Source organism: Kitasatospora sp. NPDC048286 (genome assembly GCF_043201735.1).
Classification (GTDB): Bacteria; Actinomycetota; Actinomycetes; order Streptomycetales; family Streptomycetaceae; genus Kitasatospora.
Window position 1 is genome coordinate 19,847 of sequence record NZ_JBICZE010000018.1, and the last position, 16,665, is coordinate 36,511.

The window sequence follows — 16,665 nt, forward strand, 5'->3', positions numbered from 1 at the left end:
GCCGTCGTCGTCGACAGCGGTCGTTCACCGGACGGCGGCCCCGCGATTCCCGCGGGGCCGCCGTTCGGCGTTAGATTGTGTCGTACTGACGAAAAGGGGAGAGCGATGGACGAGCAGGGCCGCCAGGGGATCTTCGACGTGGCCGAGGAGTGGGAGGTCCGGGCGAGCGGGACGCCGTTCCAGGGCAAGGTCACCGGGGTGCGCAGCGAGGAGGTCCGGATGCCCGACGGCAGCTGGGCCCGCCGCGACTACCAGACCCACCCCGGCTCGGTCTCGGTGCTCGCCCTGGACGACGAGCAGCGGGTGCTGGTGCTGCGCCAGTACCGCCACCCGGTGCGCCAGCGGCTGTGGGAGCTGCCGGCCGGCCTGCTCGACGTCCCCGGCGAGAACCCGTGGCACGCCGCGCAGCGCGAGCTGTACGAGGAGGCGTACTGCAAGGCCGGCACCTGGCGGATCCTCGCCGACTACTACACCTCCCCGGGCGGCACCGACGAGGCGCTGCGGATGTTCCTCGCCACCGACCTGGCGCAGGCCGAGGGCGAGCGCTACGCCGCCGAGGGCGAGGAGCAGGAGATCGAGGTCGCCTGGGTGCCGGTGCCGGAACTGATCCGGCTGATCCAGGCGGGGAGGCTGCACAACCCGACGCTGGTCACCGGCACCCTCGCGGTGCACGCCGCGCTCACCGGCCCGGACGGGCTGGACGCGCTGCGCCCGGCGGACTCGCCGTGGCCGGCCCGGCCCTTCGAGGCCTGAGAGGGTCGGGTCCCGGCAGACCGGGGTGGGTCGGGTCGGGCCGGTCGGGCGGCCGGCCGAGGGACCGGTCGAGGGGCCAGTCGAGGGGTGACCGGGTCCGTGCGTTGAGTCGTTGGGGTGATTTGCGGATTCGTACGACCGGATGTCACCTCGGCTGAGCCGGACGGTCGAACTACGCTTCGCAGACAGGGCGCCCGTCCCGGGCCGCCTCCGCTGGGCTCCGGGCGAGCTCCGGAGGCGGGGCACCGGATGCCGAGCGTCGGATGCCGAGCGCGGGACGACATCGGGAGTGGCACGGGTGGCGAGGAAGACGGCGACGATGGACCCCGGCCCCGGCACGCCCGCCGGGGCCGTCCCGGGCCTGGAGCGGCTGCCGGCCGGGCCCGCGCTGTTCGTCGGACGGCGCGCCGAACTGGCCGCGCTGCGGGCGGCCGCCGCCCGCCCGGCGAGCGGGCGCTGCCCCGTACTGGTGCTGGCCGGGCGCCCCGGCTCCGGACGGACCACGCTGGCCGCCCGCTTCGCCCGTACCGTCGCCGCCGACTATCCGGACGGCGTGCTCTTCGTACGGCTGTCCGCCCCGGACGGCGGCCGGATGCCGCCCGCCCGGGCCGCCCGGCTGCTGCTGGAGCAGCTCGACCCGCAGACCGCCGTGCCGCTGCCCGGGGCGGGCGAGGACGGGCGGGACGAGCCGGGCTGCGTGGCGCTCCGCGAGGCGCTCGCGGGGCTGCGGGTGCTGCTCGTGCTGGACGACGTCCGGGACGCCGGACAGGTGTGGCCGCTGCTGGCCGACGAACCCGGCTGCCTGGTGCTCGCCACCACGGCCGGGCCGCTCACCGGAATCGAGGACATCGACCCGGTGATCCTCGGCGGGCTGGACCGGCCGGCCTCCGGTGAGCTGCTGGCCGACCTGGTCGGCGGCACCCGGATCTCCTGCGACCCGGTCGGCGGGGCCGACCTGGCCGAGGCCTGCGCCGCCCGGCCGGCCGCCCTGCGGCTGATGGCGGGGTGGCTGCGCGGGAACCCGAAGATCGCGGTCACGGACGCGGCGCGCGAGCTCAACCGGGTGGTGGGGGAGGAGACGGTGGTGGGCAGGGGCTCCGCGGAGCCCGTTGCGCCCGCCGCGCCCGTTGAGGCCATGGCGGCGGTGGTGAAGGAAAAGGGGACGAGGGCGCGGACGGGGGCCGGGGCGGGGACCTCGAAGGGGAAGGGGCAGGGCAGGGGAGCGGGGAAGAACAATAAGGAGGGGGAGCGGGGGGCGAAGTCTCCCGGCGCTCCCGCGGCCGGGGCGGCGGGGCCCGTACGGTCTGCCGGGGCGGCGGGGCCCGTCGCGGCTGTGGGGGATCTCACGGGGAAGCAGGTCCCGGGGACGCCGGTTCCGGGGAAGCCGCTCTCGGGGAGGGCGGCCGAGGGCCGGGCCGGTGAGCCCGTCGTGGCGGCCGCCGGCGCGGTGACCGAGTCGGCCGGTGACCCGGCGGCCTGGGTGAAGCCCGGTCCGGGGCCGGCCGAGCCGGTGCCCGTCCCCGACAACGACCCGCTGCTCGGTGCGTTCACCCTGCTGTACCGCGGACTGCCGGCCGCCCAGGCGCGGATGCTGCGCATCCTCACCCTGGCCCCGGCCCAGACCGCCGACCCGCGTACCGCCTCCGCCCTGGTCGGCTGCCCGGTGCCGGACGCCGCCGTGACGCTCGCCACGCTGGCCGAGCGGGAGCTGCTCGGCGAGGAGGCGCCCGCCGCCGACGGCACCCCGCGCTACCGGGTGCCCGGGCGGCTCTACCCCCGGCTGGTCCGGCTGCGTGAGCAGGAGGACCGGCCCGCCGAGACCGAGCTGGCCCGGGCCCGGCTGCTGGAGCGGCTGGTCCGGCTCACCGAGTCGGCCCGCGCGCTGCTGGACCCGACGGCCGACCCCGCCCCGGAGCCGCTGCCCGCCCCGCTGCGGCTGCGCTCGGCGGCGCACGCCCGCGAGTGGTTGCTCGGCGAACGGGAGCTGCTGCTCGGGGCGGTCGCCGACGCGATCGGCCAGGGGGACCTGGACGGTTCGGCCGGGCGGCTGGTCACCGCGCTGCTGCGGGCACTGCCGCTGACCGGGGCCGCCGCCCCCATCGACCTGTACCGGCTGCACGAGCTGGTGCTGACCGTCGCCGAGCGCAACGGCCGCCCGCGCCGGGCCTCGGCCGCGCTGCTGAACCTGGGCGACCTCCAGGCCTCGGCCGGCCGCTGGTCCCCGGCCGCCGTCCACTACCGGGCCGCCCTGGAGCACGCCCGGAGGGCCGACGACGAACCGCTGTGCGCCCGGGCCCTGGAGAGCACCGCCAACTGCCACCGGGCGCTCGGCGACGCGGTGCGTGCCGCGGACTGGTACGGCCGGGCGCTCGGCCTGCGGCAGGCCCTCGGGGACCACGCCTCCGAGGGCCGGCTGCTCGCCAGGGTGGCCGAGGCGCACACCGCGCAGCGCCGCTTCGACGAGGCGGACCGGGAGTACCGGGCCGCGCTCGCGGTGCTGCGCCGGGTGGGCGACGAGCGGGCCCTGGAGGCCGTCGGGGCTGCCCTCGCGGACCTGCGGGAACGTGCCGACGCCGCGTGGTGATGGGCGTTTCGGAGGTATTGTCGAAGATGCCCGGTTAAGACCTCTTCGGTGGGTAAGTCGCAGGGGAAGCCTACGAACCTGCCAATGCGCGCGGGAAAATTATTCACTTTGGAAGGCTGACACGCCGACTGGGCTTCATTACACTCGGACTCAGTCGCGCAGCGATCCCCGCCCCGGGCTGCCCCGGAGGCTTCCCCACGTGCGCGTCGCCCACCGGTCTTCTCCGGTCGGGACCCCCATGGCAAGAGGACGTGTTTAGCCGTGAAGGTCGGCATCCCCCGCGAGGTCAAGAACCACGAGTACCGCGTGGCCATCACGCCCGCCGGCGTGCATGAGCTGGTCCGCAACGGACACGAGGTCTACATCGAGGACAACGCCGGTGTCGGCTCCTCGATCCCGAACGAGGAGTACGTGGCCGCCGGCGCCACCATCCTCCCCACCGCCGACGAGGTGTGGGCCACCGCCGACCTGCTGCTGAAGGTCAAGGAGCCCATCGCCTCGGAGTACCACCGGCTGCGTAAGGGCCAGACCCTCTTCACGTACCTGCACCTGGCGGCCGACCGGGCCGGCACCGACGCGCTGATCGCCTCGGGCACCACCGCCATCGCGTACGAGACCGTGCAGCTGTCGAACGGCGCGCTGCCGCTGCTCGCCCCGATGTCCGAGGTCGCGGGCCGCCTGGCCCCGCAGGTCGGCTCGTACCACCTGATGCGCCCGGCCGGCGGCCGCGGCACCCTGCCGGGCGGCGTTCCCGGCACCCACCCGGCCAAGGCCGTCGTCATCGGCGGTGGCGTCTCCGGCTGGCACGCGGCCACCATCGCCGTCGGCATGGGTTACGAGGTGACCCTGCTGGACCGCGACATCAACAAGCTGCGCGAAGCCGACCGCATCTTCGGCACCAAGGTCAAGACCATCGTGTCGAACGCCTTCGAGCTGGAGAAGGCCGTCCTCGAGGCCGACCTGGTCGTCGGTGCCGTGCTGATCCCGGGCGCCAAGGCCCCGAAGCTGGTCACCAACGAGCTGGTCTCCCGCATGAAGCCGGGCTCCGTGCTGGTCGACATCGCCATCGACCAGGGCGGCTGCTTCGAGGACTCGCACGCCACCACGCACGACGAGCCGACCTTCAAGGTCCACAACTCGGTCTTCTACTGCGTGGCCAACATGCCGGGCGCGGTCCCGAACACCTCCACCTACGCGCTGACCAACGCCACCATGCCGTACGTGCTGGAGCTGGCCAACCGTGGTTGGAAGGACGCGCTGCGCCGCGACGCCGCGCTCGCCAAGGGCCTGAACGTGCACGAGGGCCAGATCACCTTCCCGGCCGTGGCCGAGGCCTTCGGCCTGGAGTCGGTCTCCCTGGAGAGCGTGCTCGCCTGAACACCCTGACCGCCCGGCGGTCGTTCGCCCCCGACCCGATCCCTTCGGGCCGGGGGCTTCGCCATGCCCGTGATCAGTGGGTCGGCCGGCTACGTCGCTCTGTCGTCAATATCCGTCGGTCATGTCACCCGCCCGCAGAAACGTTGGGGCCGGTGACCCTCTCATCCCTTGACAGCGGCCCGCTCGATAGTCGACACATCCTGCCCACTACCGTGGATTGTGTTGCTGCGAACGCCTTGAACGGCCTAGAGTCGCAAACCGTCGGCATGCTGCCACGCTGACGAATCGACATAGAGTCCTGGATGCCCAAGGAGGTAAGACGACTTGTGAATGAGTCGACAATTGCTCCCGGGGGTGGTCAGCCAGGACTGGCGGAACTCACCGCCGGCCAGCCGAGTGAGGAGCCCGGGGCCCGGCAGCCCTCCGTGGGCTCGGCCGAGGTCGGCTCGGTCGCACTCCGTACTTTCGAAGCACGCCAGAACACAGCACAGGTGACCACGGTGACCGATCACGACGCCGACCTGGCGGCCTACGGCCTGGCCTACGGCGAGTTCGCCTACGGCGCCTACGACGACCCGGACGCCGAGTACGAGCCGGACCCGGAGTACGCCGCCACGCTGGCCCCCGACGCCGCGCGCCAGCGCCGCGAGCGGGTCGGCCCGACCGGCCGCCCACTGCCGTACTTCCCGATCCCCGCGCCGGTCGCCGAGCACGGCCCCGCCCAGATCATCGCCATGTGCAACCAGAAGGGCGGCGTCGGCAAGACCACGTCGACCATCAACCTGGGCGCGGCGCTGGCCGAGTACGGCCGCCGGGTGCTGCTCGTCGACTTCGACCCGCAGGGCGCTCTCTCGGTCGGCCTCGGCGTCAACCCGATGGAGCTCGACGTCACCGTCTACAACCTGCTCATGGAGCGGGGCCTGACGGCCGATGAAGTGCTGCTGAAGACGGCGGTCCCGGGGATGGACCTGCTGCCGTCCAACATCGACCTCTCCGCCGCCGAGGTGCAGCTGGTCAGCGAGGTGGCCCGGGAGTCCGCGCTGGCGCGCGCCCTGAAGCCGCTGCTGCCCGACTACGACTACGTCATCATCGACTGCCAGCCCTCGCTGGGCCTGCTGACGGTCAATGCGCTGACGGCCGCTCACAGCGTGATCGTCCCGCTGGAGTGCGAGTTCTTCGCGCTGCGCGGTGTCGCGCTGCTGACGGAGACCATCGAGAAGGTGTGCGAGCGGCTCAACCCCGAGCTGCGCCTGGACGGCATCCTGGCCACCATGTACGACTCGCGCACCGTGCACAGCCGTGAGGTGCTGGCGCGCGTCGTCGAGGCGTTCGGCGAGCACGTCTTCCATACCGTCATCGGGCGGACCGTGCGCTTCCCGGAGACCACCGTCGCCGGCGAGCCCATCACGACGTACGCGACCAACTCGGTCGGTGCCGCCGCCTACCGCCAGCTCGCCAGGGAGGTGCTCGACCGGTGCCGCCCCGCCGAGTGAGTCTCCCGGGTGCCGACGAGCTGTTCCGGACCACGGGAGGGATGGCGCTGTCGCCCTCCCTCGCGCCGCGTCCGGCCGCCGAGGCATCCAGACCGGAGACCGCGCGGACCGTCAACGGCCAACCGGACGGCGCGGAGGGCGCCGAGTCCGGCCAGGGCACCCAGGGTGCACAGGGCGACCGGGGCGACCGGCAGGTGACGCCGGAGCAGCAGGCGGCCGGTGGGGTGCCGGCGGCCGCGCAGCCGCCCGTCCAGCGATCCGGCCCGGCCGGGCCCGCGTCCACTGCGGGCACCGTGGGTGCCGCGGGCGCCGCCGCGGCCGGGAAGGGCGTCTCGGGCGGTCGCGGTGCCGGTTCCGCCCCGGCGCCCCGGACGCACCAGGGCGCCGCCGAGGAGCAGCCCGGTGCCGCCGGACGTGCCCGGCCGCGTGGCCGCGCGCCGCGCCGGCCCAGCGGGCGCGAGCGGCACGACGAGAAGATCACGGTGTACGTGTCCGCCGAGGAGCTCATGGACCTGGAGCACACCCGGCTGGTGCTGCGCGGGGAGCACGGCCTGGCCGTGGACCGCGGGCGGATCGTCCGGGAGGCCATCGCGGTCGTCCTGGCGGACCTGGAGCAGCGTGGCGAGGCCTCGATCCTGGTTCGGCGGCTGCGCGGCCGGTAGGCGGCCGGCGCCGAGTGGTGCGTTGTGTGCTGAGTGGTGCGTGCTGAGTGATGCGCGCTGAGTGGTGCGTGCTGAGCGTCAGGCGCTGAGTGGTACGCGGTGTGGAGGGCGGCCGACGGGTTTGCGTCGGGCGTCGAGGGGGCCGCGGGCCCGGCGTGGGGAGGCCGCCGGTCGAGCGGTGGGGCGCCGGGTGTCGGCGGTGCCGGCGGACGCTGGAGGGTCGGCGAGAGGCCTCAGGGGTGCGGGGCGGGGCCGGGGCGGGCCTCGGGGCACGAGGGGGCGTGTCGGGCGCCGCGGGGCCGTTCCTGGGGGCGTGGGGGGCTTCTGGCGGGGCTCTGCGGTCGGATGGTCGGCCCGTCGGGTAGTCGTCCCGTCGGACGGTCGGTTGGTCGGACAGTCGGGGCGGGCGCGCGTTTCGAGGGCCTCGTACGGGCCCGTGGGTACCGGGTGGACGTCCGGTCCGGGCCCGGCGGGACGGCGTGTCGGGTGGCCCCGGAGCGGGGCCGGCGGCCGGGACGGGTGAAGATGGACCGCCATGCCCAGTACCGCCATGCCCAGTACCGCCGAACCAGCCGCCACTGCCGTGAGATCGACCGAGGACGAGTCGCGGGGCGGCTTCCGGGTACGACTGGACAACTTCGAGGGCCCCTTCGACCTGCTGCTCAGCCTGATCGCCAAGCACAAGCTGGACGTCACCGAAGTGGCGTTGGCCACGGTGACGGACGAGTTCATGGCGCACATCCGGGCGATGGGCCCGGACTGGGACCTGGACGCGACGACCGAGTTCCTGGTGGTGGCCGCCACCCTGCTCGACCTCAAGGCCGCCCGGCTGCTGCCCGTGGCCGAGGTCGAGGACGAGGCGGACATCGCCCTGCTGGAGGCCCGTGACCTGCTGTTCGCGCGACTGCTCCAGTACCGGGCGTACAAGCGGGCGGCGGCACTGTTCGGCGAGCGCTGGGCGGCCGAGCTGCTGCGCCGGCCCCGGACGGCCGCCCTGGAACCCCGGCACGCCGAGCTGCTGCCCGAGGTCGTGCTCACCGTCGGGCCGCAGGGGCTCGCCGAGCTGGCGGCCAAGGCGATGGAGCCCAGGCCCGCGCCGGTCGTGTACGTGGACCACATCCACACCCCGCCGGTGAGCGTGCGCGAGCAGGCCGGGCTGGTCGTGGGGCTGCTCACCGAGCTGGGCGAGGCCTCGTTCCAGCGGCTGGTCGAGGACGCGCCGGACGACCTGGTGGTGGTCGCCCGCTTCCTGGCGCTGCTGGAGCTGTACCGGGAGCGGGTGCTCGCCTTCGAGCAGCCGGAGGCGCTCGGCGAGCTGCTGGTGCGCTGGGTGGCCGAGGAGGGCCGGGTGGCGGTCGAGGTGACGGACGAGTTCGACCGGCCGGCCGGCGAGGTCGAGGAGGAGGAGCGGTGACGAGCGGCGGGAACGAGGGCGGGCGGCCGGTGCGGCGCCCGCTGGGGCTGCCGGGGCGGCCGCGGGCCGAGGAGTGGCTGGAGCCGGTCTTCGAGCTGTTGCCGGAGCCGGTGGAGCCCGGGGGGCCGGTGGGGCCGGTGGGGCCTGGGGAGCCGGTGGGGCCGGTGGGGCCGGTGGGGTCTGGGGAGCCCGGGGAGCCGGTGGGGCCCGGGGTGCGAGTGGAGCCGGTCGGGTCGGTCGGGTCGGCGGAGTCCGTGGAGCCGGCCGGGGTGGGGGCGGAGGTGCGTGTCGTGCACCAGAAGTCGGCCCCGTCGACTTCTGGTGCCGTGGGCCCCGCCGACGCCGGGCTGCGGGCCGACCTGGAGGCCGTCCTGATGGTCGTCGACGAGCCGGTGGCGGAGGAGCGGCTGGCCGGGGTGCTGGAACGGCCCCGGGCCGAGGTGGCCGCGGCGCTGCGCGAGCTGTCCGCCGAGTACGCGGCCCAGGGCCGCGGCTTCGACCTGCGGCTGGTCGCGGGCGGCTGGCGGTTCTACAGCCGGGACACCTGCTCCGCGGCCGTCGACCGGTTCCTCCTGGACGGCCAGCAGACCCGGCTCAGCCAGGCCGCGCTGGAGACCCTCGCGGTGGTCGCCTACCGGCAGCCGGTGTCCAGATCGCGGGTTTCCGCAGTCCGCGGTGTGAACTGTGACGGCGTGATGCGTACCCTGGTACAGCGAGGACTGGTGGAAGAGGCCGGATCCGAGCCCGAAACAGGTGCGATCCTGTATCGGACGACGAACTACTTCCTGGAACGGATGGGGCTCCGCGGCCTGGACGAGCTGCCGGAGCTCGCTCCCTTCCTGCCCGAGGTCGACGACGTGGAAGCGGAGTCCCTGGAGGGCACGATGATCGCGGAGGCGGTCGCCGCCGCTGCCGCGCAGGCCGCGGACGGCAGTGGCGAGGCCGGTCGGGCCGGGCCCGATCGGTAGGGGGCGGTGAGGTCGGCCGAAACGACCGCACATCCCAGACGGAACGACGTACGGACACTTTGATGCGTAGCAGTGGCAACGGCAGGAACAGCAGCGGCGGCGGGAGCGGTCGCAGCGGACAGGGCGGGGGCCGGGGCGGCAGCTCCTACGGCGGCGGCAGCGGCCGCGGCGGCTCGGGCTCGCGCGGGGGTTCGTACGGCGGCGGGAGCGGCCGTGGCGGCTCGGGTTCGGGCTCGTACGGCCGTGACGACCGGCGCGAGGGGCGCCGGGACGACCGTCGCGACGACCAGCGCTACCCGGACCGCCCGCTGCGGCCCGAGGAGCGCAAGTACGACCGCCCCGAGTACGGCGGCGGCCCCAACGCCACCCCGGCCCGCGGCGGCTACGCCGGCCGGCGACCCGGCCCGGCCCCGCGTCCGCGTCGCGAGGGCCAGGGCGCCCCGGGCGACCCGCGCCGTCAGCCGCAGCGCTCCCGCGAGCTCCAGGCCAAGATCGAGGACGCCGTCCTCGCCCGGCACGACAAGCCCGCCGTCAAGCTGCCCAAGACCTTCGGCGAGCCCGAGGGCGAGCGCCTCCAGAAGGTGCTGGCCCGGGCCGGCGTCGGCAGCCGTCGCGCCTGCGAGGAGCTGATCGAGCAGGGCCGGGTCGAGGTCAACGGCAAGCGCGTCACCGAGCAGGGCAAGCGGGTCGACCCGCAGAAGGACGAGATCAAGGTGGACGGTCTGACCGTCGCCACCCAGTCCTACCTGTTCTTCGCGCTGAACAAGCCGGCCGGCGTGGTCTCCACCATGGAGGACCCGGACGGCCGCCAGTGCCTGGGCGACTACGTGACCAACCGGGAGACCCGGCTGTTCCACGTGGGCCGCCTGGACACCGAGACCGAGGGCATCATCCTGCTCACCAACCACGGCGAGCTGGCCCACCGTCTGACCCACCCGCGCTACGGCGTGACCAAGACCTACCTGGCCGCGATCCAGGGCCCGATCCCGCGCGACCTGGGCAAGCAGCTCGCCCAGGGCGTGGAGCTGGAGGACGGCTACGCGCGTGCCGACAGCTTCAAGGTGATCTCCAACGTCGGCAAGAACTACCTGGTCGAGGTGACCCTGCACGAGGGCCGCAAGCACATCGTCCGCCGGATGCTGGCCGAGGTCGGCTTCCCGGTCGAGAAGCTGGTGCGGACCCACTTCGGCCCGATCGCCCTGGGCGACCAGAAGTCGGGCTGGCTGCGCCGGCTGACCAACCCGGAGGTCGGTCAGCTGATGCACGAGGTCGGCCTGTAGGCCCTTCCGCTCCACCGGAGCCCCCGGACGCACGCGCGCTGCGGCCGGGGGCTCCGGCGTTCTCGGGGGCGGGGGTGTGGGGCGGGTGTGGGAGCCGCGGTGGGGTGGTGTGGGCTGGGGTGGGAGTGGCACGCGGGCGTTCGGGTGCGGATGTCCACGTTTCGGACGAGTCGTGTGAGCCGGGACGCAACCGCTGGTCACGGCCTTGTCAGTGTCATGATCCGTGGCCGAGGATGGCCACCGGAGCACCACCCCGCCGTGTGGCGGGACCGCGCCAGTACGGGACCGCGTCGGCACGGGGCGGCGCCGGTACGCGCGGCGTGCGGGGTCGGGGCGGGGCCGGGCCGACTGGACAGGGCCAACGGGAACGGACGAGCAGGGGGAGAGGGCGTCGTGTCCGATGCAGCACTGGGACGGGCCGGCGGACAGGCCCTCGGCGCGCTGGGACTGGCGGAGCCGGACGGGCAGGTCTACGCGGCGCTGGTGGCCAACCCGCAGTCCACGGCGGAGGAACTGGCGGAGAGCTGCGGGCTGACGTTCCAGCAGAGCGTGCGCGCACTGGACCGGTTGGCGCAGCAGGGCATGGCCACCCGGGCGCCGGTGGACCGGCATCGCTACCTGCCGGTGCCGCCGGACGTCGCGATCGGCACCCTGATCGGCCACCGGGAGTCGGAACTACGCTACGCCCGGGCCGAGATGCACCGGCTGATGGACGCCTTCCGGGAGGCTTCGCGGTACACCGACCCGGCGCACTCCGTGGAGGTGCTGACGGGCGGCGAGGCGATCGCGCAGCGGCTGGAGCACATCACCGAGACCAGCCAGTACCAGGTGCGCGGCTTCGACCGCCCGCCGTACATCCAGGACCCGGTGGCACCGATGCCCCTGCAGCGGCGGCGGTTGCGCGAGGGTGTGAAGTTCCGGACGGTCTACGACCGGGAGGCGGTGGCCTGGCCGGGGCGGCTGGAGAAGAACATCCTGGTCGGCGTCGCGGACGGCGAGGAGGCGCGGGTCCGGCCGACGCTGCCGATGAAGATGATCATCTCGGACGACCGGATGGCGATCATTCCGATCAGCGTCGGCGACAGCGTGCTGGACGCCGCGTACGTGATCCACCCCTCGGCGCTGCTCCAGGCGCTGGACACGCTGTTCGAGGCGGAGTGGGAGCGGGCCGTGCGGTTGCAGGCGGAGGCCGGCGCCGGGGACGCCCCGTCGGGGCCGGAGGCCGACCACCGCAAGCTGCTGGGCCTGCTGGCGGCCGGGCTCACCGACGAGTCGATCGCACGGTCGCTCGGCTGGAGCGCCCGGACCACCCAGCGCCGGCTCCAGAGCCTGATGCGCTCGCTGGGTGCCACCACCCGCTTCCAGGCCGGGATGGCGGCCCGGGAGCGGGGGTGGCTGTAGGGAATGTTGTGACAATTCCTGGCGTCGCGACGGGTGCGGGGGCGTGGTTGTCCACGGTGTTGCGACGGTCCGCGTGTTCGGCGGGAGCCGCCGGAACCACGGGATCTTCGAGAAAAGTCATAACTTTTCCCGGGGGTTGTGGCCGTTCGCGGAGTCGTGGCGGTCCGTGTGTTCGGCGGAAGCCGCTGGAACCACGGGATCCACGGGATCCACGGGAATTGTCATAACTTTTCCCGGCCGCGCCTCCGTCAGCTCCAGGGGCTGAGCGAGGCCCAGCGGCCGTCCGGGCCGCGCTCGACCTTCTCCAGGCCGACCACGGCGGTGCGGTTCAGTCGCCCGTAGATGTGCGGGAACAGCACGCCGGGGGTGGCCCCGGGCGGCGGGGCGCCGTGCGGGGCCTCCCACTTCACCATCGGCTCCACCAGTGATTCCTCGATCAGCAGCACCATCAGTGGGTCGGGGGTGTCGGCGAAGAAGGCGTTGGCCACCGCGAGCGCCGTCTGCTCGTCCGCCGAGCAGTGGATGAACCCGTCGGTGAGCAGCGACGCGGTGGCGTACGGGCGACCGGGGTCGGCCAGCCAGTCGTCCAGGGGAGCAAGGTGGAGGATCATGCTTCCTTTTCTACCCGTTGTCTCCGGTTTGGTCCTGAGCGGCCGTCATCGCCACGGCGGTGTCCGCCACCGACCGGCCGCAGCGGTCAGAGCCCGGCCACCTTGGCCGAGGCCGACACCTCGTACACCAGGGTGAGGGTGCGCCGGGCGCCGGGGGCGAGCGGGACGTCCCAGCGGACGATGCCCTCGGAGTCGAAGGAGTCCGGTGCCGGGGAGCAGTCCTCCTTGCGCAGCCGTACCTCGACCGCCGACACCTCGGAGACCGGGACCCGCTCGCGCACCGTGACGACCCGCTCGTCGCGCTCCTCCGGGCCGGAGAAGCGGGACAGGTGCAGCCGGACCGTCCGGGTGGTGGTCTGGCGGCCGGTGAGGCCGCCGGTGGCCTGGCGCTCCTCGGTCTCCCGGACCACCCGGTAGCCGTCCGAGCTGCCGAAGGACAGTTCGGCCTCGGCGCCGGCGGCGGAGAAGCGCAGCTCCCCGCGGCCGGTGAAGCCGCTGCCGCGGACCAGCTCGACCGGGCCGGACAGCAGCGGGTGTCCGGCCGCGTTGCGGAACCGGACCACCTGGGTGACCAGCGGGGACAGCTCCGGGGCACAGGCGTACTCGCCGGTCGCCGGGCCGGTGAAGGAGCCCAGCGGCACCCGGTGCGCGCGGCCGTCGGAGGGCACCGTCGCGGGCGCGGGGGCGGACAGCACCCGGACCTCGCCGCCGTCGTCCACGCCCGGTACCCCGGAGGCCGGGCCCAGGGTGGCGACCGCCTCCTCACGCAGCTCGACCTCGACCGTACGGCGCTCCTCGTCGGTGCGTTCGCGCAGCACCAGGACGTCCTCGGCGACCGCGGGCGGGGCGGCGGCGAGGGCGGAGCGGGCGGTGGAGAAGGTGAGCCGGGCGTTCGTCCAGTCCTCGCCGGTGCGCTGCCAGACCACCGCCTCCGACTCCAGGCGCAGCTCGCCGCCGTCCAGGGTCGCCCGGTAGGAGGGGCGCCACAGTGCGCAGGGCACCAGGTGGGAGACGGTCAGCTCGGCGGGGCCGGGCCGCGCCGCCTCGACGGTGAGCTCCAGGTGGGCGGTCAGCTCGACCGGCTCCTCCTCGGCCTCGTCCAGAGCGGTCAGGGCCTGCGAGCGTTCCTGCTCCAGGCGGCGCAGGCGGGAGTGGGTGGCGCGCAGTTCCTCGCCGTAGCGCTCCCGCTCGGCGTCCACCCGGCCGAGCTCCCTGGCCCAGCGGTTGGGTTCGAGCTCGCCGAGGCCGGCGCCCTCGCCGATCTCGCGCAGGAGATCGGCGGACAGCTGGGCGAGCAGGGCCAGCCGGGCGTCCAGCCGGGCCCGGGTCTGGTCGGCCAGCCGGGTCTCGGCGTCCAGCCGGTGCAGCCGGTGGCGCAGTTCCGAGTCCTCCGGGCCGGGCGGCAGCGGGGCGCGCGGGGCCCAGCTGCGCACCAGCCGGGCGTCCAGCACGCGGACGCCGTCGGTGGCGGACTCGGCGCGCAGGGTGCGGTCGACGGCGAGGGCGGTGAGCGGGCCGAGGCGCAGTCGCTGCACGCCCGCGGCGAGCCCGACCGTCCTGATGCGCTCGACCTGGCTGCGGTCCTCCAGGCAGGTCACGGCGGTGACGGGGAGGGGAAGGGTCTCGACGGTCATCGCTCAGTTCCTCCGGTTTCCGCCGACGATGGCCTTTCCGGCCGGGATCTTGATCAGGTAGCCGCCGTCCAGTTCGGTGCGGCCGCCCGGCGGCAGGTCGACCCGCCAGAGCCGGGTGCTGGGCGGGCAGTCCGGGGTGGAGACGGTCGGGGCGTGCCAGTCGGCCCGTTCCTCGATCCGGATCTCGGCGTCGGAGGTGACCGGCACCCGTTCGCGGACCTCCACCGTGACGGCGCGTCCGAGCCGGTTCGCCAGCAGGACGTGCACCCGGTGGTCGAGGACGGTGCTGTTGCCCTTCAGCATGCCGGTGGTGGACTCGTGCAGCTCGGTGCGGCGCGCCACCTCGATGCTCTCGGTGACGCCGATGCCCAGCCGCCGGGTGCCGCCGGGCGCCAGGGTGGGCAGGGCGGCGGTCAGCAGGAACTCGTCGTCCACGGTGACCTCGGCCGGGCCGGCCAGGACGGCCTGGTCGGTGCGGTTGGCGAGCACCAGGGTCGCGTACACCTTCTCCTCGACGGCGGGGACGGTGACGTACTCGGGCCGGACGGCGAGCGGGATCTCGCCGACGGTGACGGTGTGCCAGGTGCCGTCGGACGGGATGTCGGCGGGTGCGGCGGCGTCGAAGCGGTGGTCGAAGGAGCCGGCCGACTCGCGGGGCGGGACGGCGTGCCGGGGCAGGGCGAGGTCACGGAGCCGGCTGGTGCCGCCGGCGCCGGGCGGTGTCCAGAACGCCTCCGCGCGCTCGGTCCGCTCGGCGCGGGGATGCAGGGTGCCGCGCCGGCCGGCGGGCTCCTCGGGGCCGGCCAGGACGAGGTCGGGGTAGTCGAGCAGGGCGGCGTCCGGGGCGAGGCCGGCCTCTGTGGGCGGGGCGGCGTGGCCGGCGCGGCGACGGGCTTCCGTGGGTGGGAGGCCGCCCGGGGCCTTCGGCAGCGGCGCCGCGGGGGCGACCGGGGCCGGTGGCGGGGCGCCGTAACCGGCGAAGCCGCCGGGGGCGCCCGGGGGCGGGGGCATCGGCTGGTCGGCGCTCAGCAGGCCACCGCCGTACGGTCCGGCGGCGGGGGCGATCTGGTCGTCGGCCGCGAAGGCCTCGGCCCGGGGACCGCCCGGACGGGCGCCGCCGAGACGGGCGGAGCGGGCGGTGGCCGGGACGGGGGAAGGTGTCGGGGCCACGGCGGCGGCGGCGATCGGGCGGTACAGGTCGAGGTGGGGCGCGCGGCGCGGCGCGGGGCGGTCGGAGCCGGCCGCGTCGTAGCCGGTGAAGAGGTCGGTCAGGCCGGCCGGGGGCTCCCGCCAGCCGGAGGGCGGCGGGGCGGGCTGGCTGCGGCCGATCCGCAGCGAGGCGAGCCGGGGCAGGTCGGTGCGGCGGTCGAGGTCGGCGGTGGACAGGGCGAGGCGCACGCCCGTCCAGTCCTCGCCGGTGCGCTGGGCGACGGCGGCGCGCAGGACCAGGTGGGCGGTGTCGGAGCCGGTCCGGTAGGACAGCCGGTAGGCGGGCACCCAGCGGGCGGCGGGGACGCCGTACTCCAGTTCCAGGTCGAGGTGGTCGCTGCCGGGGGCGGCGCCTTCGGCGGTGTCCGCCGTGGTGGCGTCGGGGGTGCCTGCGGTGGTGAGGGTGAGCAGGACGGTGGTGCTGGTCCCGACCGCTTCGGCCCGATCGGCCGTGGACGCCCGCTCCAGCCGGTCGGCGGCCAGGTCGCGTTCGTGGTCGGCGAGTTCCAGCTCCTGGGTGAGCTCCTCGGCGCGCTCCTGCAGCCGGGCCAGCCGCTCGTCGACGAAGTCGGCGAGCTCCAGCCAGGCGTCGGCGGGCGTGCGGCGCAGCGGTTCGTCGCGTCGGCGCTGCGGCGGGACGGCGCGCAGCGCGGCCGTCTCGGCGATCGCGGCCAGGACCAGTCGGAGGCGCTCGGCGAGCGCGCTGCGGCGTTCGGCGGCCTCCTCCAGGGCCCGCTGCAGGTCCGGAAGTTCGTTCGGTTCGCGGAGTTCGGCGAGTCGTTCCAGCCGGGCCTCGGTGACCGCGGTGCCGGCCGGTCCGGCGAGCACCCGGGCGCGCAGCGAGCGGCCGTCCAGGGCGGCGGGCAGGCCGGTCAGCCGCAGCCGGCCGTCGGGCGGGAGCGGGACGGTGGCCCGTCGGCGGCACACCGCGCCCTCGGCGTACACCACGACGGAGTCCAGGACCGACGGGTGGGCCGGTACGGCCGGCGGTTTCGACTGCCCGCTCCGGCCGCTGTGCTGATCGTCCATGCGCAACCCCTTCGTTCGCGTGTCGCCTGCCGCGTGGCGCTCGCCGTTCGTCGCTTGTCGCTCGTGCGTGTCGCTTGTTACTCGTCGTTTGCCGTTTGCCGTTTGCCGTTTGCCGCTGGCCGCTGGTCGTGCCGCGCGGGTTCCGGCCTGTCCGTCGCCTTCCCCCGGGCGGCCAGTCTGCCCGGCTCGGGGGCGGGCGTCGCGGGATTTCCGGTGCGGCATGAGTGCACTGTGTGGGACGGGGGCGGGC

12 protein-coding genes are annotated in these 16,665 nt (G+C 74.7%); 9 read left to right on the forward strand and 3 right to left on the reverse strand.

Annotated features, from left to right (window positions below; all coding sequences use genetic code 11):
• Positions 1–105: 105 nt before the first annotated feature.
• From ACGF13_RS33955 to ACGF13_RS33995, 9 genes are all read left to right on the forward strand, one after another.
• Positions 106–753, forward strand: a complete 648-nt coding sequence (locus ACGF13_RS33955; protein ID WP_392882751.1) for an NUDIX domain-containing protein — start codon at positions 106–108, stop codon at positions 751–753.
• 298 nt (positions 754–1,051) lie between these two features.
• Positions 1,052–3,337, forward strand: coding sequence for an AAA family ATPase (locus ACGF13_RS33960; protein ID WP_392882754.1), 2,286 nt, complete (start codon positions 1,052–1,054; stop codon positions 3,335–3,337).
• Positions 3,338–3,598: 261 nt separating this feature from the next.
• Entirely contained in the window at positions 3,599–4,714 is a 1,116-nt protein-coding gene (gene ald / locus ACGF13_RS33965) for an alanine dehydrogenase (RefSeq protein WP_392882756.1), read from the forward strand.
• A 425-nt stretch (positions 4,715–5,139) separates the two neighbouring features.
• Positions 5,140–6,207: a ParA family protein gene (locus ACGF13_RS33970; protein ID WP_030245868.1), complete on the forward strand. Its 1,068-nt coding sequence runs from the start codon at positions 5,140–5,142 to the stop codon at positions 6,205–6,207.
• Between the two features lie 41 nt (positions 6,208–6,248).
• Positions 6,249–6,869 carry a hypothetical protein gene (locus tag ACGF13_RS33975; protein ID WP_392882759.1) on the forward strand — a complete coding sequence of 207 codons (621 nt, stop codon included), beginning with the start codon at positions 6,249–6,251 and terminating at the stop codon, positions 6,867–6,869.
• 535 nt (positions 6,870–7,404) lie between these two features.
• A complete protein-coding gene (locus ACGF13_RS33980) occupies positions 7,405–8,283 on the forward strand; it encodes a segregation and condensation protein A (RefSeq protein ID WP_392882761.1) in 879 nt (292 codons plus the stop codon).
• 374 nt (positions 8,284–8,657) lie between these two features.
• Positions 8,658–9,251 (forward strand): SMC-Scp complex subunit ScpB, encoded by a 594-nt coding sequence (locus ACGF13_RS33985; protein ID WP_392882995.1) that lies wholly within the window; start codon positions 8,658–8,660, stop codon positions 9,249–9,251.
• 62 nt (positions 9,252–9,313) lie between these two features.
• Entirely contained in the window at positions 9,314–10,531 is a 1,218-nt protein-coding gene (locus ACGF13_RS33990) for a pseudouridine synthase (RefSeq protein ID WP_392882763.1), read from the forward strand.
• A 393-nt stretch (positions 10,532–10,924) separates the two neighbouring features.
• The gene (locus tag ACGF13_RS33995; protein WP_392882766.1) at positions 10,925–11,932 is read left to right on the forward strand and encodes a helix-turn-helix domain-containing protein; all 1,008 of its coding nucleotides are present in this window, start codon (positions 10,925–10,927) and stop codon (positions 11,930–11,932) included.
• Between the two features lie 248 nt (positions 11,933–12,180).
• Here ACGF13_RS33995 and ACGF13_RS34000 read toward each other — a convergent pair whose 3' ends face one another.
• The 3 genes from ACGF13_RS34000 to ACGF13_RS34010 all read right to left on the reverse strand — a co-directional run bounded on the left by ACGF13_RS34000 (position 12,181) and on the right by ACGF13_RS34010 (position 16,415).
• The gene (locus ACGF13_RS34000; RefSeq protein WP_224284232.1) at positions 12,181–12,543 is read right to left on the reverse strand and encodes a DUF952 domain-containing protein; all 363 of its coding nucleotides are present in this window, start codon (positions 12,541–12,543) and stop codon (positions 12,181–12,183) included.
• An 86-nt stretch (positions 12,544–12,629) separates the two neighbouring features.
• Positions 12,630–14,177 (reverse strand): mucoidy inhibitor MuiA family protein, encoded by a 1,548-nt coding sequence (locus tag ACGF13_RS34005; RefSeq protein WP_392882769.1) that lies wholly within the window; start codon positions 14,175–14,177, stop codon positions 12,630–12,632.
• 3 nt (positions 14,178–14,180) lie between these two features.
• A complete protein-coding gene (locus ACGF13_RS34010; protein ID WP_392882771.1) occupies positions 14,181–16,415 on the reverse strand; it encodes a DUF4139 domain-containing protein in 2,235 nt (744 codons plus the stop codon).
• Between the last annotated feature and the right edge of the window lie 250 nt (positions 16,416–16,665).